Annotated in this window: 25 protein-coding genes, 1 tRNA gene and 1 pseudogene; 19 read left to right on the top strand and 8 right to left on the bottom strand. The window is 45.4% G+C overall.

Annotated elements, in window-relative coordinates:
- Window positions 1-8: 8 nt before the first annotated feature.
- The 4 genes and pseudogenes from EYS13_RS09850 to EYS13_RS16535 form a co-directional block, all read left to right on the top strand.
- Window positions 9-848: an ABC transporter ATP-binding protein gene (locus tag EYS13_RS09850; RefSeq protein WP_227762152.1), complete on the top strand. Its 840-nt coding sequence runs from the start codon at window positions 9-11 to the stop codon at window positions 846-848.
- The gene (locus EYS13_RS09845; protein WP_423055272.1) at window positions 845-1,582 is read left to right on the top strand and encodes an ABC transporter permease; all 738 of its coding nucleotides are present in this window, start codon (window positions 845-847) and stop codon (window positions 1,580-1,582) included. Before EYS13_RS09850 ends, EYS13_RS09845 begins: the two co-directional genes overlap by 4 nt.
- A 550-nt stretch (window positions 1,583-2,132) precedes the next feature.
- Window positions 2,133-3,413 (top strand): L-cysteine desulfidase family protein, encoded by a 1,281-nt coding sequence (locus EYS13_RS09840; RefSeq protein WP_227762150.1) that lies wholly within the window; start codon window positions 2,133-2,135, stop codon window positions 3,411-3,413.
- A 118-nt stretch (window positions 3,414-3,531) separates the two neighbouring features.
- Window positions 3,532-3,720: pseudogene (locus tag EYS13_RS16535) on the top strand (GGDEF domain-containing protein); the annotation flags it as partial.
- 15 nt (window positions 3,721-3,735) lie between these two features.
- On the opposite strand, the gene EYS13_RS09835 reads toward EYS13_RS16535, so the two are convergent.
- The 7 genes from EYS13_RS09835 to yedE all read right to left on the bottom strand — a co-directional run bounded on the left by EYS13_RS09835 (window position 3,736) and on the right by yedE (window position 8,335).
- A complete protein-coding gene (locus EYS13_RS09835; RefSeq protein ID WP_227762149.1) occupies window positions 3,736-4,821 on the bottom strand; it encodes a sulfate/molybdate ABC transporter ATP-binding protein in 1,086 nt (361 codons plus the stop codon).
- An 8-nt stretch (window positions 4,822-4,829) separates the two neighbouring features.
- On the bottom strand, window positions 4,830-5,492 hold the full coding sequence (modB, locus tag EYS13_RS09830) for a molybdate ABC transporter permease subunit (RefSeq protein ID WP_227762148.1): 663 nt from the start codon (window positions 5,490-5,492) through the stop codon (window positions 4,830-4,832).
- Window positions 5,479-6,267, bottom strand: coding sequence for a molybdate ABC transporter substrate-binding protein (gene modA, locus EYS13_RS09825; RefSeq protein ID WP_227762147.1), 789 nt, complete (start codon window positions 6,265-6,267; stop codon window positions 5,479-5,481). The genes modB and modA overlap by 14 nt, the downstream gene beginning before the upstream one ends.
- Window positions 6,268-6,303: 36 nt before the next feature.
- Window positions 6,304-6,642, bottom strand: a complete 339-nt coding sequence (locus tag EYS13_RS09820) for a winged helix-turn-helix domain-containing protein (protein ID WP_227762146.1) — start codon at window positions 6,640-6,642, stop codon at window positions 6,304-6,306.
- A gap of 119 nt (window positions 6,643-6,761) precedes the next feature.
- Window positions 6,762-7,022, bottom strand: a complete 261-nt coding sequence (locus EYS13_RS09815; RefSeq protein WP_227762145.1) for a putative Se/S carrier protein — start codon at window positions 7,020-7,022, stop codon at window positions 6,762-6,764.
- Between the two features lie 16 nt (window positions 7,023-7,038).
- Window positions 7,039-7,260, bottom strand: coding sequence for a sulfurtransferase TusA family protein (locus EYS13_RS09810; protein ID WP_423055271.1), 222 nt, complete (start codon window positions 7,258-7,260; stop codon window positions 7,039-7,041).
- Entirely contained in the window at window positions 7,241-8,335 is a 1,095-nt protein-coding gene (gene yedE / locus EYS13_RS09805; RefSeq protein ID WP_227762141.1) for a YedE family putative selenium transporter, read from the bottom strand. The genes EYS13_RS09810 and yedE overlap by 20 nt, the downstream gene beginning before the upstream one ends.
- A gap of 269 nt (window positions 8,336-8,604) precedes the next feature.
- Between yedE and EYS13_RS09800 the strand changes: the two genes are divergently transcribed.
- The 10 genes from EYS13_RS09800 to yedF all read left to right on the top strand — a co-directional run bounded on the left by EYS13_RS09800 (window position 8,605) and on the right by yedF (window position 16,873).
- Complete coding sequence (locus EYS13_RS09800) at window positions 8,605-9,765, top strand: aminotransferase class V-fold PLP-dependent enzyme (RefSeq protein ID WP_227762140.1); 1,161 nt, start codon at window positions 8,605-8,607, stop codon at window positions 9,763-9,765.
- A gap of 120 nt (window positions 9,766-9,885) precedes the next feature.
- The gene (locus tag EYS13_RS09795; protein WP_227762137.1) at window positions 9,886-10,671 is read left to right on the top strand and encodes an acyl-CoA dehydratase activase; all 786 of its coding nucleotides are present in this window, start codon (window positions 9,886-9,888) and stop codon (window positions 10,669-10,671) included.
- Between the two features lie 37 nt (window positions 10,672-10,708).
- Window positions 10,709-11,983: a double-cubane-cluster-containing anaerobic reductase gene (locus tag EYS13_RS09790; protein WP_227762136.1), complete on the top strand. Its 1,275-nt coding sequence runs from the start codon at window positions 10,709-10,711 to the stop codon at window positions 11,981-11,983.
- Window positions 11,984-11,989: 6 nt separating this feature from the next.
- Window positions 11,990-12,259, top strand: coding sequence for a putative Se/S carrier protein (locus EYS13_RS09785; protein WP_227762135.1), 270 nt, complete (start codon window positions 11,990-11,992; stop codon window positions 12,257-12,259).
- A gap of 202 nt (window positions 12,260-12,461) precedes the next feature.
- A tRNA-Lys gene (locus tag EYS13_RS09780) sits at window positions 12,462-12,537 on the top strand.
- A 43-nt stretch (window positions 12,538-12,580) separates the two neighbouring features.
- Window positions 12,581-13,495: a putative selenate ABC transporter substrate-binding protein gene (locus tag EYS13_RS09775; protein ID WP_227762134.1), complete on the top strand. Its 915-nt coding sequence runs from the start codon at window positions 12,581-12,583 to the stop codon at window positions 13,493-13,495.
- Window positions 13,495-14,280 carry a phosphonate ABC transporter ATP-binding protein gene (locus tag EYS13_RS09770; protein ID WP_227767873.1) on the top strand — a complete coding sequence of 262 codons (786 nt, stop codon included), beginning with the start codon at window positions 13,495-13,497 and terminating at the stop codon, window positions 14,278-14,280. The genes EYS13_RS09775 and EYS13_RS09770 overlap by 1 nt, the downstream gene beginning before the upstream one ends.
- A complete protein-coding gene (locus tag EYS13_RS09765) occupies window positions 14,261-15,055 on the top strand; it encodes a PhnE/PtxC family ABC transporter permease (RefSeq protein ID WP_227762133.1) in 795 nt (264 codons plus the stop codon). Before EYS13_RS09770 ends, EYS13_RS09765 begins: the two co-directional genes overlap by 20 nt.
- Window positions 15,052-15,951 carry a PhnE/PtxC family ABC transporter permease gene (locus tag EYS13_RS09760; RefSeq protein ID WP_227762132.1) on the top strand — a complete coding sequence of 300 codons (900 nt, stop codon included), beginning with the start codon at window positions 15,052-15,054 and terminating at the stop codon, window positions 15,949-15,951. Before EYS13_RS09765 ends, EYS13_RS09760 begins: the two co-directional genes overlap by 4 nt.
- A gap of 337 nt (window positions 15,952-16,288) precedes the next feature.
- Window positions 16,289-16,873 (top strand): sulfurtransferase-like selenium metabolism protein YedF, encoded by a 585-nt coding sequence (yedF, locus tag EYS13_RS09755; RefSeq protein ID WP_227762130.1) that lies wholly within the window; start codon window positions 16,289-16,291, stop codon window positions 16,871-16,873.
- A 57-nt stretch (window positions 16,874-16,930) separates the two neighbouring features.
- Here the strand turns inward: yedF and EYS13_RS16530 are convergent, their stop codons facing one another.
- Window positions 16,931-17,026 carry a hypothetical protein gene (locus EYS13_RS16530; protein ID WP_423055340.1) on the bottom strand — a complete coding sequence of 32 codons (96 nt, stop codon included), beginning with the start codon at window positions 17,024-17,026 and terminating at the stop codon, window positions 16,931-16,933.
- Between the two features lie 352 nt (window positions 17,027-17,378).
- Between EYS13_RS16530 and EYS13_RS09745 the strand changes: the two genes are divergently transcribed.
- Genes EYS13_RS09745 through EYS13_RS09725 form a run of 5 tightly spaced genes read left to right on the top strand, consistent with a single transcriptional unit; the run spans window position 17,379 to window position 21,386 of the window.
- Window positions 17,379-18,386: a lysylphosphatidylglycerol synthase transmembrane domain-containing protein gene (locus EYS13_RS09745; RefSeq protein ID WP_227762128.1), complete on the top strand. Its 1,008-nt coding sequence runs from the start codon at window positions 17,379-17,381 to the stop codon at window positions 18,384-18,386.
- On the top strand, window positions 18,334-18,756 hold the full coding sequence (locus EYS13_RS09740) for a C-GCAxxG-C-C family protein (RefSeq protein ID WP_227762127.1): 423 nt from the start codon (window positions 18,334-18,336) through the stop codon (window positions 18,754-18,756). Before EYS13_RS09745 ends, EYS13_RS09740 begins: the two co-directional genes overlap by 53 nt.
- 33 nt (window positions 18,757-18,789) lie before the next feature.
- The gene (locus EYS13_RS09735; protein ID WP_227762126.1) at window positions 18,790-19,797 is read left to right on the top strand and encodes a radical SAM protein; all 1,008 of its coding nucleotides are present in this window, start codon (window positions 18,790-18,792) and stop codon (window positions 19,795-19,797) included.
- Window positions 19,798-19,849: 52 nt separating this feature from the next.
- Window positions 19,850-20,563 (top strand): TVP38/TMEM64 family protein, encoded by a 714-nt coding sequence (locus EYS13_RS09730; protein WP_423055339.1) that lies wholly within the window; start codon window positions 19,850-19,852, stop codon window positions 20,561-20,563.
- On the top strand, window positions 20,538-21,386 hold the full coding sequence (locus EYS13_RS09725; RefSeq protein ID WP_227762124.1) for a sulfurtransferase: 849 nt from the start codon (window positions 20,538-20,540) through the stop codon (window positions 21,384-21,386). Before EYS13_RS09730 ends, EYS13_RS09725 begins: the two co-directional genes overlap by 26 nt.
- Window positions 21,387-21,402: the final 16 nt, after the last annotated feature.

Genomic DNA, 21,402 nt, shown 5'->3' with positions numbered 1-21,402 from the left:
GTAGCCTGATGATTGAATTGAAGAGAGTTACCAAAAAATTTGGTACGCGTTTAGCAGTAGACAGTTTGGATTTGAAAATTGATAAGGGAGAGATTTTTGGATTGCTTGGTCCTAACGGAGCCGGAAAAACCACCACCATCCGGATGCTGACCACCTTGGCCAGGCCTACTGGCGGGCAGGTATTGATTAATGGCTTTGATCTGCATAGGGATTTGACGCAGGTAAAAGCACAAATTGGTGTGGTACCTCAAAACCTGAACTTAGACGGTGAATTGACGGTATGGGACAACCTGGAATTACATGGACGCTTACACAAGATGCCCAGGCCGGAGCGACAAGTACGAATTAAACAACTGCTGGCCTTTACCGAATTAACTGACCGGGCCCAAGAACAGGTTGCTAAATTGTCAGGAGGAATGAAAAGAAAGCTGATGATTGCCAGGGCAATGCTGCATCAGCCTAAAATTTTATTTCTTGATGAACCGACTGTCGGTCTGGATCCCCATACACGCAGGAAAATATGGGACTTAATCAGGAAAATGAACGAACTGGAGTTAACGGTTCTGTTAACTACCCATTACATTGAAGAAGCAGAAGCGTTATGCCACCGGGTAGGGCTGATTGATCAAGGAAAACTAATTGCCCTGGGAACTCCTGAAGAGCTTAAAAACAAAGTAGGGAATATAGTTGTGGAAAACAGAAATAAGGGAGAAACTGAATATCAATTTTTTGCCGATAGAAAAGAAGCTGTTGATGCTATTGGTAATTTACGGGGCGAAATAGTTATTCGGGAATCCAATTTGGAAGACGTCTTTATTAAATTAACCCAGCGTAAGGTAGGTGCATGATTGTGGACTGGTATACAATCTTCTGGCGGCAGTGGAGGATATTTCAGCGGAGGTTTTGGAAAATTTTCAGCTCGACTCTGGTCAACCCTCTGCTTTATTTAGTGGCCTTTGGCTGGGGGCTGGGACGCAACATAAGTGTAGATGGCGGCAGTTACCTGCAGTTTGTAGTTCCGGGGATTGTGGCCCTGACATCTATGAGCGTTAGTTTTAGCGGAGTTGCCACTCCGCTGAATATAAGCCGTCTTTATTATAAAACTTACGAAGAATTTATTATAGCCCCTGTTAGTTCCCTTTCAGTAGTTTTAGGAGAGGTAATAGCCGGCTGCGGCAGGGGACTGTTTGCTTCCGTAATTGTCCTAGGGCTTGCTTTTTTATTTGGGGCTAAATTATACCTGGGTCCATTATTTTGGCTGGTACTGGTGTTAAATACTTTTTTGTTTTCTTCTCTTGGCGTGGTAGCGGCTATGCTCATTAATTCCCATGAAGACATGTCCAACTTCAGCTCCTTTGTAATTGTCCCCATGGCATTTTTGAGCAATACGTTTTTCTCAATTAAGGATCTGCCTGAAGGAGTAAAAATATTAATTAATTTACTTCCTTTAACTCATACCAGCAGGGCGCTGCGGGCGGCAGCAATGGCAAATCCTTTCCCCTGGATTTCATTGTGGGCTATCTTGGGGTTTACTGTGGTCCTCTTCTGGCTGGCTGTCAGGGTGAGTTTACGGGTTGAGTAGAGGCGGCGTGAAAGAGGCTGGAATTCATACAATGCGGGGAAAAGAGATTAAACTTCTGGTTTTAAGGGTAACTAACGATTGTAACCTGCGATGTGTGTATTGTTATGCCCTCTCCTCAATTCCATCCATGATAAACCTTCAAATTGCCTGTCCTGCCAGGATAGCTGGTTGTGCGGAGGAGGCTGCCTGGCCAGGAGGTATGCTTATACAAGGCAAGTAGACAAAGTTTTTTGGGGGGACTGTCAGTTAAAAAAAGCATTGATTAAATATGTTTTGAAAGGATGAATCCTGTGCACAGGCAGTATGGAGGGTTAACGGGGGACTGACTGCCTGGCAAAATGAGGGCTGGATCTTGTTTGTGTCCCTGCCCTTTGGGGAGAATCCGGCAGCAAGTTTATCTGGGAAGCCAGGCTGGTCTTTTTTTTTTAGCTTAAAACCAAGTTGGAGAGGTTATTTGCCTAAAAAGTATTTAAATAATATATACAAATGATTTTAGTAAGTTTATAATTAATTATATATTGAACATATTGGCATGGAGGATTAGCATACTATGAAGCACGGGACTTTAGTAAAAATCTTGCAGGAACAAGTCCAACCGGCTCTTGGATGTACAGAACCGGTGGCCATAGCTTTGGCCTGCGCCAAAGGAGCCCGCCTATTAGGCGGTGAAGTGAGGAACATAGCCGTTTCCGCCAGCAAAGGACTTTTTAAAAATGCCCATGGGGTCGGGATCCCCAAGACCGATGAGAAAGGGATTTTAATAGCAGCGGCGCTGGGCGCTGTAGCCGGAGATCCCGACTTGGGGCTGCAAGTATTGAAAAATGTCCAGATGGAAGATGTGGATAATGCTAAAAAACTTGTACGAGCAGGTCTGGTATCGGCTAAGTTCGTCAATGAACCTCAGGGGGTTTACGTGGAATCAAAAGTAGAAACTGCCAATGGAGAGGCAATTGTGCGCATAGATGGACAGCACAACAACATAAGTTATATTGAAGTTAACGGGCAAATAGTGCATCAACAGCATGTCGGGCAAAAAGTTACTAATGTGGGTTATAATTTAAAGGACTTTCCGCTTAATGATATTATTGCGGGGGCTGCCGGGCTGAAGCCGGAAGATATATCTTTTCTGCTGGAAGGGATAGCAATTAATAAACGCATTGCAGAATATGGAATTAAAAACAGAGTAGGCTTAGGAATCGGTGGGGGTCTTGCTTTGCTGCAGGAAAAAAATGTCTTAGGATGCGATATTATAGATCAGGTCAAGACCATGGTAGCTGCAGCCAGCGATGCCCGGATGGGTGGGGTGGACTTGCCTGTCATGACCAGCTGCGGCAGCGGCAATCAAGGCATTGTGGCTATTATGCCTGTAGCCATGATGGCTGAAAAACTGGGCAAAAGGGAAGTGGCAACAGCCAGGGCTTTGGCCATCAGTCACCTGGTCAATGTTTATGTCAAAGAGCACTTGGGAAAGCTGTCTCCTATCTGCGGTTGTTCCGTGTCTGCCGGTTTAGGTGCCACCGCGGCAATCACCTGGCTATTGGGCGGCAGCTTTGAGCAAATTTCCGGGGCCATGAAGAGCATCATAGCAAATTTAAGCGGCATGATCTGTGACGGGGCAAAGGGGAGCTGTTCCTTCAAACTGGCCACTTCCGCCGGAGAAGCTATCATTTGTGCTTACCTGGCAATTAACAATATTTATATTCATGCTGCCCAGGGCATTGTAGAGGAGAGCCTTGAGGGGACTATTCAAAACTTGAGCATGATCAGCAAAAAAGGCATGGAAAAGACCGATGAAGCTATTTTGGATATCCTTTTGCAGAGGGTTAGTTGAATAGGGGTAAAAACCGAATATTGACTAAGCTGGAAAGGGGAGCCGCCAACTTTCGCGACTCCCCCTTGTCTTTATAACAGCACCCGTTTAAAATTCAGGCGGCAGTTGTAATATTTCTTCATACCGGAACGCCATTATCAGCACTCTGCTGGCCACCCTGTTTGCCAAGAGCATGGAAACGGAAGAACACGCCGAACGGTTGAAAAATTACTGCCTGGCAATAGGCAAGGAATTGAGACTGTCTGTTAAGGAATTGGATGAGCTGGCGCTCCTGGCAGTGCTGCACGACATCGGGAAAGTGGGTATTTGTCTGGTGATGCAGTCATGCACCGGCAATTATAAAAATTTCCTCCGGCGGCAGGCAGCAAAATACTTCACTGCTATTTTCCAACCGTGTTTTGCTGTAAGGCGGGTCTGTTACTTTGGCTAAAAAGTGATAGTCCTTTTCCATATTTGCTTCCAGCTTAAGATAAAGGGTATGGCTGTCAGCATGGTTGACGACCTTTGTGATCACGCATTTAAAAACATTATGCCGGGGCAGTTGTCCCCGGTCCTCTGCTATTTTTAGCTGGTGGGGCCGGATGACAACGGTTACTTCCTGGCCTTTTTTCAGTTCAGGCCCGTAAACAAAAACGGGAAAATCATGAGTGCTTATTTTTGCTAATTGGCCTTCGATGCTATGGACTATGCCGGTAAAAATATTTTTAGCCCTGGTTAGCCGGGCTGCTCTCTTATTTGCCGGTTTGGTCAAAACAGTCTCTTTGTCGGCAAACTGGATGACTTTACCTGACTCGATGACTGCCATATGCGTTGAAAGACTGTATGCTTCATCAAGGCTGTGGGTTACCAAAAGCGTCGGTACAGGGTTTTGCTGCAAGAGATCTAAAAGCTCTCCCCGCAGCTTGCTGCGTACAGCGCTGTCCAGGGCAGAAAATGGCTCATCCAACAACAGCAACTTTGGTTCTACCGCCAGGGCTCTGGCCAGGGCCACCCGCTGCTGCTGCCCCCCTGACAGATTCTCAGGCTTTTTATGCTCCAATCCCTGTAACCGCATCTGGACCAGCAGCCGGGAGATTTTCTCCTGTTGTACTTCCTTTGGCAAATGCTTGATGCCGTAAGCTATGTTGTTGTAGACGGTGAGATGGGGAAAGAGGGCGTAATTTTGGAAAACATAGCCCACGCCCCGCTTTTGAGCCGGCAGGTTGACCCCCAGGTTACGGTCAAAGAAAACGGTGTCATTTAACCGAATCCGGCCTTCATCGGGAGTCAGCAGGCCGGCTATACATTTTAATGTCAGGCTTTTGCCAGAGCCTGAAGGCCCGAATAAAGCTGTTATCCCTTGACCGGTCTCAAATTTGATATTCAGGTTGAAGTCAGGCATAGCTTTTACAAAGTCTACCGTTAACATGCTTCACCTCAATACTTGTTTTCCAGCCGGTTTAAAATGAATAATATGGTGAAAGCTGTAACTGTGATTATCAATACTAAATAATTAGCCCTGGCTGTATCCCCGGCTAAAACAGCATCATAAATGGCGATGGGCATGGTTTGAGTCTTGCCGGGGATGTTGCCGGCTACCATGATGGTGGTGCCAAAATCACCTAAAGCTCTGGCAAATGCCAGAGTTACACCGGCGGCAATTCCCTTCCAGGCTAATGGCAGGGTAACCGTAAAGAATATTTCCCATTCGGGACGGCCCAGAGTCCGGGCAGCATTTTCAATGTTAACGTCAATGGCGCCAAAAGCTGCTTTGGCTGATTTTACCATCAGGGGTAGGGAGGAGATAAAGGCTGCCAGTACTGCCGCCTGCCAGGTAAACACCAGGTTCACCCCAAAACGGGTTTCCAAAAAGGCTCCCAGAGGACTCTGCCTCCCGATAGCTACCAGCAGGTAGTAGCCCAAGACTGTGGGAGGCAGAACCATAGGCAGTGTGAAAAAAGCATCCAATAAATTTTTGCCTATAAAATTTGCTTTGGCTAAAATAAGGCTAACAGGTAAGCCTACCATGATCACTAGTAAAGTGGCTAATCCGGCGACCTGCAGCGAAAGCAGCAGCGGCTGCAGTTCACTGCTGCTCATTTTCTTCACCCGGCAAAATAAAGCCGTATTTTTTCAAAATAGCGCGTCCCTCCTGGCTTTGGACAAATTTTGCAAATTTCTGGGCTGCTGTTTTGTTTTTGCTGTTTTGCACGATTCCCATGGCTTGGATAATCGGCTTATGCAGTTTGTCGTCAATTAATGTGTATGGCAATTCGCCGGCTTGTACAATGGATAAAGCTATAATGCCTGCTTCCGCATTGCCGCTTTCAACCAAGGTCATTGTATCCCTGATATTTTGACCGTAAACTATTTTATCCTGCAGTTGGTCCCAGAGTCCGGCAGAATGTAATGCTTCTTTGGCGGCTAAGCCGTAAGGGGCATGCTCCGGGTTAGCGATGGCAATTTTTTTTATGTCTTCCCGTAGCAGATCTTGTAGAGTGTTGAGGGGTGTGGCAGCAGCTTTGCCGGAAAGCAGCACTATTCTTCCCCGCGCATATTGGCTAATGCTTTGCTTATCTATTACTCCCTGGGCCGCCAGTCTTTCAACGGAAGCAACGTCTGCTGCGGAAAAAATATCTGCCGGTGCGCCGTTAGCGATTTGCTGGGCCAACTGCCCGGTGGAGCCAAAGTTGAATTGTACCGGAATATTATATTTTTCAGTAAATTTTTGACCTATTTCCGTAAATGCATATTTTAGGTCAGCAGCAGCGGCAACTATAATGGTAGCTTCGGACCCTTTGTTGCTGCAGCCGGTAAAAAATAAGCTGCAAAGAAAAATAATGAGGAAAAGATTAAAATGCTTCTTAATAGTCAACACCCTTTCGTTACTGAACTGAATATTTCCTGGCGACTAATTATTGTTGCCAAAGTATTTGGCAAAGATAGCCTGCAGTGATTGCTCGCATTCCATGCTGAATTTATGATACCTTTCCATTAATAAACGGGCTTCCTCGGTTAATTCCGAGCCGCCTCCGCCGTTTCCTCCTGTTTTGCTGTTGATTAAATTAAAACCTAACTTTTTCTCCAGGCTTTTAATGAGGTTATGGGCTTGGCTGTAAGACATATTCATAGCCCGGGCAGCGCTGGTCAAAGAGCCAGTTTCCTCAATGCCTTTTAAAAGCTGGAAAGGGCCTTCTCCAAAAACTTTGCCGTTTTTATCAAGCCAGATTTTATATCTTAAATTGTACAAACTAATCACCTCGTTATCTTAATAAAAATATAACGCAATTATAGTGCGTTGTAAAGAGCACCGTAAAAAAAGACCGGCTTATTTTTCAGTACCGGTCTTTTGCATGGTAATGATTAACTTTAGGAAAATATATTTAACAGGCTTTTCTTTTTGAGTTTTTCTTCCAAGGTATAAATGCGGTCGATTTCAAGATGCTCTTTGGCGGCAATGGCAGTGATTATCTCCCTGTCTTTAAGTGCAAACCTGGCAGCAGTACCGCAACTGGAACTGATTTCCCGGGGTACCGGTATCAGTTTTACTTCAATGCCTCTCGTTTTCATTGCTTTTTCAAAGTTAAGAGAGTCGTATACCGAATGAAAAGTGGCTACGCAGTATTGCATGATATATTACCCTGTATTATTTTGTAATAATTAATTTGTATTCGTCTTCTAGCTCATTGATTGCTACTTTATATCCCTGACTTTCAGCAAATCTTTTCACATTTTCTTTGGCAACTTCGGTATCTACAAGGACTTGCACTTCGCCGCTAAATGCGTCTAATGCATTTTTGGTCATTACCACGGGTTCAGGACACGACCTGCCTCTGGCATCAACAATGTTACTGACCAAGAGCAACACCTTCTTTCGCTTTCATTGTGCTTTGAGTATTTTGCCATACCGTTAAGCCGGCAATGGCTAAAACTACTACGAGGCCGATTATAACTGCAACCTGGCCGTTCACCGGCACTCCTTTGGGGCTGGCTGCGGTGCCGAAATTATGGGCAAATGCTGCCCCTGCCATTAAGCCAAAGACCGTGACAGCGGCGTCGGTATCTCCCTCCGCAGAAAGGATAGTCTGTCTCAAGGGGCACCCGCCCAGCAAGACCGAACCTAAACCTGCCAAAGTCATACCTAAAAAGTTCCAGACAAAATCGTTGTGGGCGATGGGCTGGTCCACAAAACCTATTTTGAAAGCGGAGGGGTTTAAAATCAGGTTTCCTAGTAAAGCGAAAACAAAAATTCCAACTAGGCCGCTTAAAAGATGAAAGTCTTTAATTAAGATTGCATCTCTGAAGCCCCCGACAGTACAAAGCCTGGTTTTTTGCACCACAGCACCTATGATCAGACCTGCAGCCAAAGAAAAAAGCAGCGGAGCATGGGTAGCGCCGGGACCTTTTTGGCTGAAAAAGATAAATGCGGGCTGGGTTATTGCCAGCAGCAACAACACTGAAGCAAATACCGGCATGATATATCCGTTAACTGCTGTCTGTTTGTAATTTCTCCCCAAGGAAAATCCTTTTTTAATGAACTGAATTCCTATAACGATGCCGAAGATATAACCAAATAAACCTACCAAAGCATTCAGGTCCCCATTGGCCAGGCGTAAAATCATCCGCAGCGGGCAGCCTAAAAATACCAATGCACCAATCATCACAAAGAAGCCCAACACAAACCTGAGGAGAGGGGATGAGCCGCCTCGCGCCCTGAACTCCTTGGAAGTAAAGGCAATAATAAAAGCACCCAGAATGAAACCAATGATTTCCGGCCTGATGTACTGTACTGTTTCAGCCCTGTGCAGTCCCAAAGCCCCTGTAATGTCCCGGTAGAAACAGGCTACACAGACGCCCATGTTGGCCGGGTTGCCAAATTTCACAAGTAAGGCTGCCAAAATTCCGATAATTCCGCCGGCAATGATAATACCCGTCTTTTTCATCTTATTCCCCCTTTAAAAAAATTTTTTGATTTTTTCGCTTACTACGATAACTTCATCCGGACAAAAAGTAAAATTGAATGTTTTTATATACTACATTATGTACAATAAAAACATTATATGGTTTTAGGCAAGTTGGGAAATTTGAAAGAATGGCATATGAGAGCTATAAATAAGGTTTATCGGCAAAAGCAATAAAATAAAAATATTTTATTAATGGAAAAGATAATACTTATAGGTTTCTGTGATAAGATCCAGATGAGGTGAAGAACGTGCAAGTTTATATGGATAATGCGGCTACCAGCCAGCGTAAACCGGAGACGGTATTGAAAGCCATGGAGCAATTCTTCAAAGAAATAAACTGCAACCCGGGAAGGGGAGGTTATGAACTTTCCCTGGAAGCAGGCAGGAGGGTAATTGAGGCGAGAGCTGCTTTAGCAGGGTTTTTCAGTGCAGAGGACCCTGGCCAGGTAGTATTCACGCCAAATATTACGGTCGCCTTGAATATTGCTCTAAAAGGGCTTTTAACACAGGGCGACCACGTGCTGATCACGGGACTGGAACACAATGCGGTTGTCCGCCCTTTAACAGCTTTGTCCAAAGAGCGGGGGGTTACTTATACCGTGCTGCCTGCTGATTCCCGGGGTATTGTTGATCCCCAGGCGGTTATTGAGGCAGTGGGGCCCAATACGAGAATGATCGTGGCAACTCATGCTTCCAACGTTTGCGGTACGATCGTGCCTTTAGAGGAAATGGGGAAGCTGGCAAAAGAGTACGGGCTATACTTTGTAATCGATTCTGCCCAGACGGCAGGCTGCCTTCCCCTGGATTTCGAGGGACTGAATGCCTCAGTACTGGCCTTTACCGGGCATAAACATTTGTTAGGCCCCATGGGGATAGGGGGATTTTGCGTTAAAAAAGAAGTGGCGGAAAGGATGCAGCCTCTGTATGAAGGGGGGACGGGCAGTATATCCGACCGGGAAGAACAGCCTGGCTTTTTGCCCGATAAGTTTGAAAGCGGTACATTGAATACATTGGGAATAGTTGGCTTGGGGGCGGCAGTGGAATACCTCCGGTCTATAGGAGTAGATAAGGTACGGGCCAAGGAGATGGAGCTTACCGGAAAGCTGTTAAATGGATTAAGGGAATTACCGGGAATCACCATTTACGGCCCGCAGGACCCCCGGCTGCAAACCGGCACAGTGGCTCTGAACATGCATGGAATAGACAATGCGGAGCTGTGTTATGTTTTAGACCAAAAGTTTGGCATTATGACCCGGCCTGGCTTGCACTGCGCCCCTTTGGCCCATAAAACCCTGGGCACGTTTCCCGAAGGGGTATTGCGCTTAAGCCTCGGCCACTTTACTACTGAAGAAGACATAGACTATGTGCTGGATTGCCTGAGGAAGGTATGCCAGGCACTGACGGCCTAGGGCGAGTCATTAGTCATTAGTTTTTAGTTTGTCAGCGGACACCACTAGTTACAATTTTCAATCTTCTTCATTGTGCTGTGACAACAGCTTGAGGTATGTGACTTAATTTGGAGGTGTAGGATGATTGCGGCAGGCATCGATGTAGGTTCCACTTCCACTAAAGTGGTGCTTTTGGATAACGAAAAAATGTGTTGTAAAGTTAAGCCTACCGGATGGAGCCCCCGGCAGGCGGGCCGGGAGTGTTTTCAGGAACTGCTGGAACAAGAGGGATATAGGGATGAGCAGGTAGATATAATCGTTGCCACCGGTTACGGCAGAGTATCCCTTGATTTTGCCCATAAGGCGGTTACCGAAATTACCTGCCATGGCAGGGGTGCTGCGTTTTTGGTGCCCGGAACCGATTTGGTAATGGATATCGGAGGCCAGGACAGCAAAGTAATTAAAATTGATGAAAAGGGCAAAGTATTGGATTTTGCCATGAATGACAAGTGCGCTGCAGGTACAGGCAGGTTTTTGCAAGTCATGGCTATAGCTTTAGGACTGGATGTCAGTGAGCTGTCCGAACTTTCCAGAGATCACACGCCGGTGACAATAAACAATATGTGCACAGTTTTTGCGGAATCCGAAATTATCGGTTTATTAGCTCAGGGAGTTGAAAAAGGGAAAATAGTTGCCGGAATCCACGCTTCCATTGCCAGGCGGATGGCGGCAATGGCCAACAGGATGGGAACAAACGGAATAGTTACTTTTACAGGAGGTGTGGCATTGAATGACGGTGTAAGGCGCAGTTTGGAAAATGAACTTGGGAGGAAAATAGTGGTACCGAGAGATTGTCAGTTGGTAGGTGCAATTGGGGCTGCCTTAATAGGCCGGGAAATTTTATGCAATGAATTAATCAGTAATTGATCATGCAGGTATTTTATGGAGAAACGGAGGAATTACAATGGCTGATTACAGACAAATGTGGACTGATTTGGGGATGGATTTGGAAAAACACGACCTACTTTGTGAAGTCTTGCCAGAGGTATATACCAATATTTACCTGGAGCAGGAAAACCGCCCGGAAGGTATGGAGTATTTTAATTTTGTTGTTTCTGAAATCCACGGCGTCAGGCCGGCAGAATTGATCGAACATCAAAAGAAAGGCGGTAAAGTCTTCGGCACATTTTGTATTTTTGTACCCGACGAAGTAGTTTTTGCTGCCGGCGGGATTGCAACCGGCTTATGTGGCGGTTCCCAGTTTTGGGTCCCTGAAGGTGAAAAAGTGCTGCCGGCAAATACTTGTCCGTTGATCAAGGCTTCAGTGGGAGCCCGCCTGGGAAGGACATGTCCTTTCTTTAGGATTGCAGATATATACATCGGGGAGACTACTTGCGACGGCAAGAAAAAAGCCTGGGAGATATTATCCCAGGATGTGCCTGTATATGTCATGGACCTGCCCCAGATGAAGAGAGTTAAGGATATTGCTGCTTGGGAAGATGAAATCAAGCTGTTTATGCAAAAGGTAGAGGAAGTGACCGGCAATAAGGTAACCTCTGAAGGATTGGCAGAGAGCATCAGGTTGATTAACGAGAAACGTAAAGCCTTGGCTCGCCTGTATAACTCCAGGAAAAATTCCCCTGTGCCTATCAGCGGCAAGGATGTGTTGCTCGCTACACAAATTGCCTTCTATGATGACCCCGCTCGCTTCACTGCCCAGACCAATGCCCTCTGTGACGAACTGGAAGCCAGGGTGGCAAAAGGTGAAGGGGTATTCCCGGTAAATGCACCGCGGATCATGATTACCGGTACACCAATGGCTATCCCCAACTGGAAGCTGCACCACCTGATTGAAACCAGCGGGGCAGCGGTTGTAGTTGAAGAAATGTGCACCGGTACCCGTTACTTCGATAACTTGGTTGATGAATCCCAGGCAACTTTAGAAGGTCAAATTCGGGCGCTGGCTGAGCGGTATATGAAGATCAACTGTGCCTGCTTTACTCCCAACCCGGGCAGGATAGACGATATCTTGCGTTTGGCAAAAGAGTATAAGGTAGACGGAATTATCGATGCCAACTTGAAGTTCTGCGGGCTGTATTCAACGGAAAGTTATAACGTGCAGAACGCACTGAAAGAAGCCGGCATACCTGTGATGCATTTGGAAACCGATTACAGCGAACAGGATGCTGAGCAGCTCAGGACCAGAATTGAAGCATTTGTTGAAATGCTGGGGAAATAACTAGCTATGTTTGAAGCAGAAGTATTTCAATACTATATTTTATTTCCTAATCATTTTGAGGGGCTGCGTCTTCACAAGGAACTGAAGTCCAGGGGGGTTAAGGCTACTATCACACCCACTCCGCGGAGGGCAAGCAGCTGCTGCGGCATTTCCCTACTTGTGACGGAAGAATACATTGAAGCGGCAAAATCAGTTATTAAGACAAGTGGAGTGCAGGTAGAAGGCATTTTTAAGGAACGCAGGTCAACGCCTGCAGTATGGAATAAGTTTTGTTAATAAATGGCGGCGGCCCAGGGTTATATAATAACCTGTGCCGCCGCTTTTTGATAAGGTTTATTAGGGAGGATACCTTTGTTGCTTTTATGGATAGGATTAGAACAACAAAGCAATAAATAATTGTTATACTTCAGGCAATGATTATAAATGATTTTTATTTTACTAATTAGTTGGTTTTATATATAATGTCTAATGTGAAGAAGGGCTATTAGCTCAATTGGCAGAGCAGACGACTCTTAATCGCCAGGTTGAAGGTTCGAGTCCTTCATAGCCCACCAACATTAGTTCACAGAGGTAGCTTTTAAACAAGGAGGTATCTTTATGCAAAAGGTTAGACAGACTAAAGTGCTCAAATTATTTGTACTTTCCCTTGTGGCGGTTTTTTTGCTGCCGGCCTTGGCCGGCTGCGGTCAAAGGGACCAAGGAAATTCTGCTGTCGATGACGCTAAAGTCCTAAAAATTGGCGGTATTCCCGACCAGGACGTGGCTCAACTGGAGAAGCAATTCAATGCGGTAGCAAAATATCTCAGTGAAGAGCTAGGTATCAAAGTAGAATATGTCCCTTCAGTGGACTACGCCGCTCTTTTAACAGCTTTTGAACGGGGCGAAATCCATTTGGCTTGGTTTGGCGGGCTAACCGGTGTGCAGGCTCAAGCGGCAGTCCCCGGAGCGGAAGCCATTGCCCAAAGACCACGGGATGCTAAATTCCATTCGGTGTTTATTAAGCAGTCCGTTTTACCAATTGAAAAACTGGAAGATTTGAAAGGGAAGACTTTTACTTTCGGCAGTGAAAGCTCTACATCCGGCCACTTGATGCCCCGCTTCTTCCTGAAGCAGGCAGGTATTGTCCCGGAAAAAGATTTTAATGGCGGACCAAATTATTCCGGCTCCCATGACAAGACGTACAAATTAGTCGAAACAGGCGCATTCCAGGCAGGTGCCCTGAATGAAGCAGTCTGGGAAAAGGCTGTGCAAGAGGGCAAAGTGGATACCTCTAAAGTTCAAGTATTTTATACCACACCTGATTTCTTTGACTATAACTGGACAGTTAACGCCAATGTGGATGAGGAATTTGGCCAGGGAACCAAGGAAAAAATCAAAGAAGCTCTCCTATCTATAGGACCTGAGCAGTCTGAGATCCTTGAGCTGTTCCAGACAGACAGCTTTGTCGAAACTAAAAATGAGAACTACGATGCCATCCGCGAAGTGGCCAAGGAGTTGGGAATTATCAAGTGATGAGGAAAGTAAAAACAATTTCGAACCCAATGTTTGAAATAAAGAATGTAAGCAAGTCTTACGGGGGGAATATTGCTTTATCCCCCCTTTCCCTTACCGTCAGAAAAGGCGAAACAGTGGCGCTGGTGGGCCCCAGCGGGTCTGGAAAAACTACATTGTTAAACATCCTGGCCAATATGATTAAACCCGACAGCGGGGAGGTTATAATTGACGGTATTCCGGCGGGAAAGCTCAGGCCCGGCAGGGAGATGTCCGGCAAAGTGGGGATTATCCATCAGCAGCTTGATTTAGTAGACCAACTGCCGGTAATCCATAACGTGCTGGCGGGGCGCTTGGGCCAGTGGAGCTTGTTCCGCTCCCTTTTATCATTGATTATTCCCCAGGATAAGGAACTGGCGGTAAATGCCCTGGAACGGGTCGGTTTGCTAGAAAAAATTTACTCACGGACCTCTCATTTGTCTGGCGGGGAGCAGCAGCGGGTGGCGCTGGCCAGGATCTTGGTGCAGCGGCCACAAGCCATTCTGGCTGATGAACCTGTTTCCGCTTTGGACCCTGCCCGGGCCGAAGACCTGCTGCAGCTGCTGGTGGGCTTTGCCAGGGAGGAACAGCAGACGCTGATAGCCAGCCTGCATTCGGTGGAATATGCTACCAGGTATTTTTCCCGGATCATTGCTCTCCGTGAAGGAAAAATTTATTTTGACCGACCGGCGGTTGAGGTGAAGGACAGCGACCTGGCTCAGCTCTATGAGCTAAAGGAGGATGCCAATGCCAAGGCAGTTTCTTGACTTGCATAACCGGACCGTTCTATCTATCTTCCTCATTGCCGCATTTATCTGGAGCCTTTTTTCCGTTCAGTGGGGAGATGATTTATTTCATCCCGGAGGTAAGGCTACTATTTTACAGCTTGTAAAAGCCTTTTTTCAGCCGGATTTGTCCTCGGGAACCCTGCAGGTGGCGCTGATTTCTGCCTGGCGGACGATTGTATATGCCACCGCCGGCATGTCAGTGGCTGTAATATTAGCGCTGGTTTTTGGCGTTTTAGCTTCGGGGATCCTGGCGGAAAAAACTATCGGGCGCATGGCTTCCATTGGCTTTTTCCGTGGATTATTGGGTTTTATGCGGGCCATTCATGAGCTGGTATGGGCCTGGCTTTTTGTTGCTGCTGCAGGACTTTCTCCATTTGCTGCAATTTTTGCCTTGGCTATTCCGTATGGTGGAACCCTGGGACGGATTTTCGCCGATATCTTGAATGATGTGCCCAGGGAACCGCTCAAATCCCTTCAGGCCAGTGGAGCAGGTAAAGTGCAGCAGTTTTTTTATGGCTATTTTCCCATGGCCATGGCCGATATGGTCAGCTATACCATGTACAGGTTTGAATGCGCCATTCGCTCCGCCACAATCATGAGTTTTATAGGGTTGGGCGGCTTAGGCTACCAAATTAACATTGCACTGCAGGATTTACGTTACGACCGGGTCTGGACACATATTTTCTTTTTAATCGGGTTGGTTGTGCTGGTTGACTTTTGGAGCAACCAGCTGCGCAGGAGGCTGGTGGCATGAAAGCGGAACAGGAAATAAGCAGAATGCTTAGGCCAAAACGTTGCAGTAACCGGGTCGTATCTTTCGCACGCCGCCTGGACACTGTAAAAATTTCGCTGTGGGCAGTCTTAATACTGGTGACGGCATCCTGGGCTTTTATTTTTACAGCCGATGGGGCCAGCCTTACTGCATATTTTTCTGCAAGAAACCTTTACTATGCCAAAAAATTCTTTAGCAATATGCTGGGTTTAGGCTCTGAAGCTCCGGCATTTTTGCTGGCGGAGAACTGGCTTAATGGCCTGAAACTTACTTATGAAACACTGCAGATGAGCGTTTTGGCTATCGGCTTTTCCGCAATCGGCATGCTTTTTACTGTCATTCCTGCCGCCCGCACTGCGGCTGACGGTTCCTTAACCCTTAAAAGCACTTGGTACGGGTGGCTGGCTTTCGGTTTTATCCGCCTATTATATATTTTTTCCAGAGCAGTACCGGAACTGGTCTGGGCCATGTTAATTATTTTTATCTTTAAACCGGGTATACTGCCGGGCGCTCTTGCCCTGGGACTGCATAATTTTGGTATTCTGGGCAAACTGTGCGCGGAAGTAGTGGAGGACCTGGACTTACGTCCCATCAGGTCTTTGCGGGCCAGCGGCGCCGGTACCTGGCAGTTGCTCTTCTATGGGGTTTTTCCTGCCGTCACTCCTAAATTCCTCACCTTTTTGTTGTACCGCTGGGAGGTAATCATCAGGACCACAATCATCGTGGGTTTTGTGGGTGCAGGAGGCCTGGGGCGCCAGTTTAAGCTAAGCATGAGCTGGTTCCATTATACGGATATAACACTTCTTTTAATTTGCTATTTCCTGTTAGTTATTTTTGCTGATCTGTGTTCGGGACTGCTTCGCCGTTTGGCGCAGTAGTTCAAATTTTCAATAACCGGAGGTAATGGGATGAGTTCTATTGGACAGCTCAAGGGAAGCAATTAATAAATAAAGGTTATCAATACATGAGTAGTAATAAATATTTTTTATTTTACAAATTAAAAAGTTTTATATACAATGTCCATTGTAAAGGCGGGCTGTTGCTTAATTGGTAGAGCAGAGCTTATTTCATTTGACTTTCTCCTATTGCCGGCTAGCGGAACCGGACATTCCCTGCTGATTAGTTATCTAGAATAAAGAGGCAGAGGGGGTCATGGTTCCGTTTTTTATTAAAACTAACCTAGTAACTAAATAAGGATGGAGGGGGTGAGATAGAATGGATAAACAATTGGACATGAGGGGCGTATCGTGTCCCGGGCCGGTAATCACAACAAAAAAGGCATTGGAGGAGATGGAGGCAGGAGAATTAGTCACTATTGTGAATAACGAAGCGGCCAGAGACAATGTAGTGAGGTTTGCTCAAAGTCAAAATTGCCTAGTTAGGGTAGAAGAGCAGGGATGTGATTATTACATTCATATCAGTAAAGGCATACTGGCTGCAGAGGACAAATGCTGTAAGACCGCCAGCAATTCGGCATATTTAATTACTTCTGATAAATTGGGAAAAGGGGACGACGAGCTGGGCTCAGTTCTTATTCGCAGTTTGTTGTACAGTCTGGCTGAAAGTGAAGACGCACCCGGTGTGTTAATTTTTATGAACTCCGGAGTGAAGCTGGTCTGCGAAGGTTCGCCGGTATTAGCTGAATTAAAGGCTCTGGAGAAAAAAGGGACAGAACTGCTGGCCTGTGGGACCTGCTTAGATTTTTTTCACCTTAAAGAAAAGTTATGCGTCGGTTCGATTTCCAATATGTATGCTATAGTGGAGAAGATAAACGAAACAACAAAAATTATTAGTATATAGTATAGTAAGCTTAAAAGGAAGCAGCAGTACACTTGACTCTGCTGCTTCCTTTTTTCATTAATGCTTTACAAAAACCACATTAATAGCTTTTACCAAAGCATCAACTTTATCGCCTTGTTTGAAGCCCGCATCTTCCAAGCTGTCTCGCGTCATCACGGACGTGAGTCGGGGTGAATCAGCCCCTCAGCCGCCAACTCACATGGTTACCTGCGCCATTAATCCATCAGATTTAATAGATTCGATTTCGCCGTGTAAATTGTTTCGTACTCCGGCTTCCATAAAATCACCTCCTAACTTTCATGCATTATTATTATTGGCCGGTGTAATATGCATTAATCATTTGCACAACGGAATAATCAAAAAAATACTTATCATAGTACACGTAGACATAAAATTATTTTATTGGACTAATAAGTAAAACGCCATTATCATAAATTCGGGATTAAAAATAAGAATGCTTAACGGATCCTTTACATAGGGTGCTATAAAGATAAGGTGGTTTTTAGTGAAAAACGTTACAAAAAAGCATAAAGTTATAATTTTCAAATTTACTATTTCTCTGGCGCTTATAGCTTGGCTTGTTATGAGCATAGAATGGGCTCAAGTAGCTGTGCTCTTAAGCGGAGCTAAAACAGGATGGATTATTGTGGCATTTTTATGGGTTATAGTTTCCGTCTTAGTCAGCGCTTATAAGTGGCAGCTTGTTGGTAAAGCTGCCGGACTTGACATGCCTTTTAAGGTCTTATGGCAGGCTTATTGGGCAGGATTGTTTTTTAATAATTTTTTACCTTCAAGTATCGGGGGAGATGCTTTGCGGATTTACTGGAGCGGGAAATATGCCAATGACTTGACAGGTGCCACTGCTTCTGTGGCAGTAGAGAGGATTTTGGCAACTTTGGGTCTGTCGCTGCTGGCCTTACTGGCGATTCCTTTCGCCGGAATAAATGTTCCTAATTTGGCATTGTTTTTCCTGGCTATGGTTTTATTGAGTTTGCTTTTATTATTTATAATTCTCTATCCCAAAATGCTTGATGTTTTAACAAGGTTATGCAAAGCATTTCCGCGGTGTGTTAAATTTCTAGAATGTTTCAGCAGCCATGGTAAAAGAATGAGAAAGAGCCATATACCCTTATTTAAAGCTTTGGCCTGGTCGGTGGTTTTTCAGTTTTGCGTAGTGATGGTCAACTACAGCTTATTCATGGCTTTAAATATTACCCAGGTAAATTTAGTGCAGGCCTGCGTTTTAATTCCCGCCACTTCTGTGGCAGCCATGATTCCAATTGGTATTAACGGCTATGGGACCAGAGAAGGAGCATATGTTGCATTGTTTTCCTACCTGGGAGTCACCAAGGCCGGGGCTATGACTGCTTCTGTTTTATTTGCGTTGGTTGTCAGTATGGCAAGCCTCTGGGGAGGCTGGATTTGGTTGAAAAACGGGCATGTGAAAGGGAGGGCTAACGGTGAAAAGTACAATGCAGGAGAAAGCTGCCAACTACTTTGCGAAAGGGTATAATTGCTGCCAAAGTGTTTTACTGGCTGCTAATGATCTTTGGGCTCTGGAGATAAGCCCCGATGTAATAGCTTCGGCTCATTTTTTCCGTGAAGGGATGGGTGCCGGATGCACCTGCGGCGCTCTGGTCGGATGTGAAATGGCCTTAGGCATTATTCAGCAGCGCAAAGGCGTATCTTTAAAAGCAAAGCCGGCCTGTCAACTCCATGACAATTTTGTCAAGGCTTTTGGCTCATCATGCTGCCGAGTCCTGCGCAAAAAACAGGGTGTTTTAGAGAGGGCTACCAACCAAGGCTGCAAAAAAATAACTGCTCAGGCTGCAGGCATCTTATATGACTTGTTTGAGGAGCTTAAGGTGGCTATGCCTGCATAGTTGTTTTATTTTTGTAATGGAAGGGAGATTATCTTGAGCAATTTAAATGTTCATGGAATTATTAATAAAGCTCTGGACGGACAATTGATCTCAGGGGAAGAGATTGCCCAATTATTTTCCCTGCCTCTTTTTTCAGAGGAATCTTTTTTAGTACAGTGTGCGTCCAGAAAGATGAGCGAATCAGCAAATGAAGGCTATGCGGAGATCCACGGGCAGGTGGGCTTAAATCTGGCACCGTGTCCTAAAAACTGTGCATTTTGCTCATTTGCGGCTTCCAACGGGATTTTTAAGGAACACAAGGTGGCGCCGCTGGAAGAGATTGTAGAAAAATGCCTGGCATTCGAAAAAGCAGGTGCAAATGCCGTTTACTTAATGGCTACAGCCAATTTCCCGTTTGAAAATTTTATAAGGGTTGGAAAAGCAGTGCGTTCAAATCTGCAGCCTGAAACCATTATGGTTGCCAACATAGGCGATTTTGATTATGAGCAGGCGGTGCTGCTGAAAGAAGCAGGGTTTTCCGGCGTTTACCATGCTTTAAGGTTGGGAGAAGGCATGGTAACAGCTATCAAGCAGGAAATGCGTTTAAAGACTTTCCGGGCAGCCAGGGATGCAGGACTTCTTTTAGGAACCTGTGTGGAACCGGTTGGTCCGGAGCACTCTGTGGCAGAGCTGGTTGAGAAGACTTTGATTACCAGGGAAGCTCAACCTTGTTACAGTGGGGCTGCCAGGAGGATTCCCATACCAAATACCCAGCTTAGTAAGTACGGCATAGTCAGTGAAGCCAAAATGGCCCATATTCTGGCTGTGGTCCGATTAGCCATGGGTTACAGTGTTCCAGGTAATTGTACACATGAGCCTAATGTTTTAGGGGCATCTGCCGGGGCAAATTTAATTTGGGCTGAGATGGGTTCAAACCCCAGGGATACTGAACAGGAAACTTCTGTGAGCCGGGGCTTCACCGTAGAAAAATGTAAACAAATTTTTGCAGAAGCCGAATGGAAAATATTATCAGGTCCGTCAAAAATATTTTCAAAAAAATAAAGTGCCTTTTAGGAACTTAAGCCAACATAGTAAAAACTGGAGGTGCTTTGATATAAATAAGATATTAAAAGGCTATAAAGGCAAGTTGCTGGCATTGTCGATCATAGGATGTTTGTATTATTTTGTCCCAATTATAAAGATAAATGTCAACCAGGCATTTTTTATACTCAGCAATGTGGATGTGGAGTTAGTCAGGGACTATATACTGGGCTTCGGTATTTGGGCCCCTATCGTATCTTTTCTGCTGATGGTCTTTCAGTCTGTAGCGGCTCCGTTACCTGCCTTTATCATTACTTTTGCTAATGCGGGTCTTTTCGGTTGGGTAAAGGGTACTATATTGTCTTGGTCCAGTGCAATGGCGGGCGCTGCACTTTGCTTCTATATTGCCCGTTTTTTGGGAAGGGATGCGGTGGAAAAACTCACTTCCCGGACCGCCCTGCAAAAAGTGGACGATTTTTTTGCCCACTACGGGAAGTATGCTATATTAATTGCCAGGCTGTTGCCGTTTATTTCCTTTGACATTGTAAGTTATGCTGCGGGACTGACTTCAATGGGTTTTGGGCCGTTTTTCATTGCCACAGGCATTGGTCAGCTTCCGGCAACAATTATTTACTCTTATATTGGAGGGATGTTGGTAGGTACGGTCAAGACTTTTGTTACAGGTTTATTGTTGCTGTTTGCCCTGAGTACATTGATTATTTTATTTAAAAATATTTGGAAAGACAAAAAGAGAAAAGAAGGTGAAAAATTTGCAGAGGACTTTTAAAGTCAAACACTTATTAGTTATTATATTTGTTTTGCTCAGCATCGCTTTGGGGTCGGCAGGATGCGTTAATAATACTGCTAAAGAAAGTGAAGTTCCTGCCGGTGAGTTTGATATCTCAGTATATAAGAACAATGATTTTTTAATTACTCCGCAGCAGTTAAAAAAATTGCTGGGGAGAGAAGATCTGGTTTTGTTGGATTGCAATAAACCGGATATATATGCCAAGGAACATATTCCCGGAGCTATCGGTATCGGACTCCATGCGTTTTCGGACAAAATCGGAAAGCCCGGGGATCCGGGCTGGGGAACGATAAAAAACAAAGAGGATTTGAAAAAAACTCTGGAATCCCTTGGTATTGACAATAAGAAAACTGTTGTCTTCTATTCTGATGTATTTAGGGGTCCCGGCGCAGACGGCAGAGCAGTGTGGCAGTTAAAAATGGCAGGATTGGATAATGTCAAACTGCTGGTTGGCGGTCTTTCCTACTGGAAAGAGCTTGGCTATGAGGTTACCGATGAAGTAGCGGAACCGAAACCAATAACAGGCGTAGTGCTTAAAGATTATGATGAAAGCTATGCTGCAACAAAGGAGTATGTCTTTAACAATTTAGGTAAACAAGTCTTAATTGATGTCAGGACAGAGGAAGAATTTAAAGGTTCTCAAAAGGCAGGAGAGCCAAGAGGAGGCCATATTAAGGGTGCTGTTAATATGCTTTGGTTGGACCTTTTAAACAAAAATGGTACTCCTAAAAGCCCGGAAGAAATTAAAAATATTATGGCGTCTTATGGCGTAAAGCCGGAAGATGACTTTACAGTTTACTGAACTATGGGAATCAGAT

Source organism: Zhaonella formicivorans (assembly GCF_004353525.1).
Classification (GTDB): domain Bacteria; phylum Bacillota; class DUOV01; order DUOV01; family Zhaonellaceae; genus Zhaonella; species Zhaonella formicivorans.
This window is presented reverse-complemented; position numbering and strand designations above follow the sequence as displayed.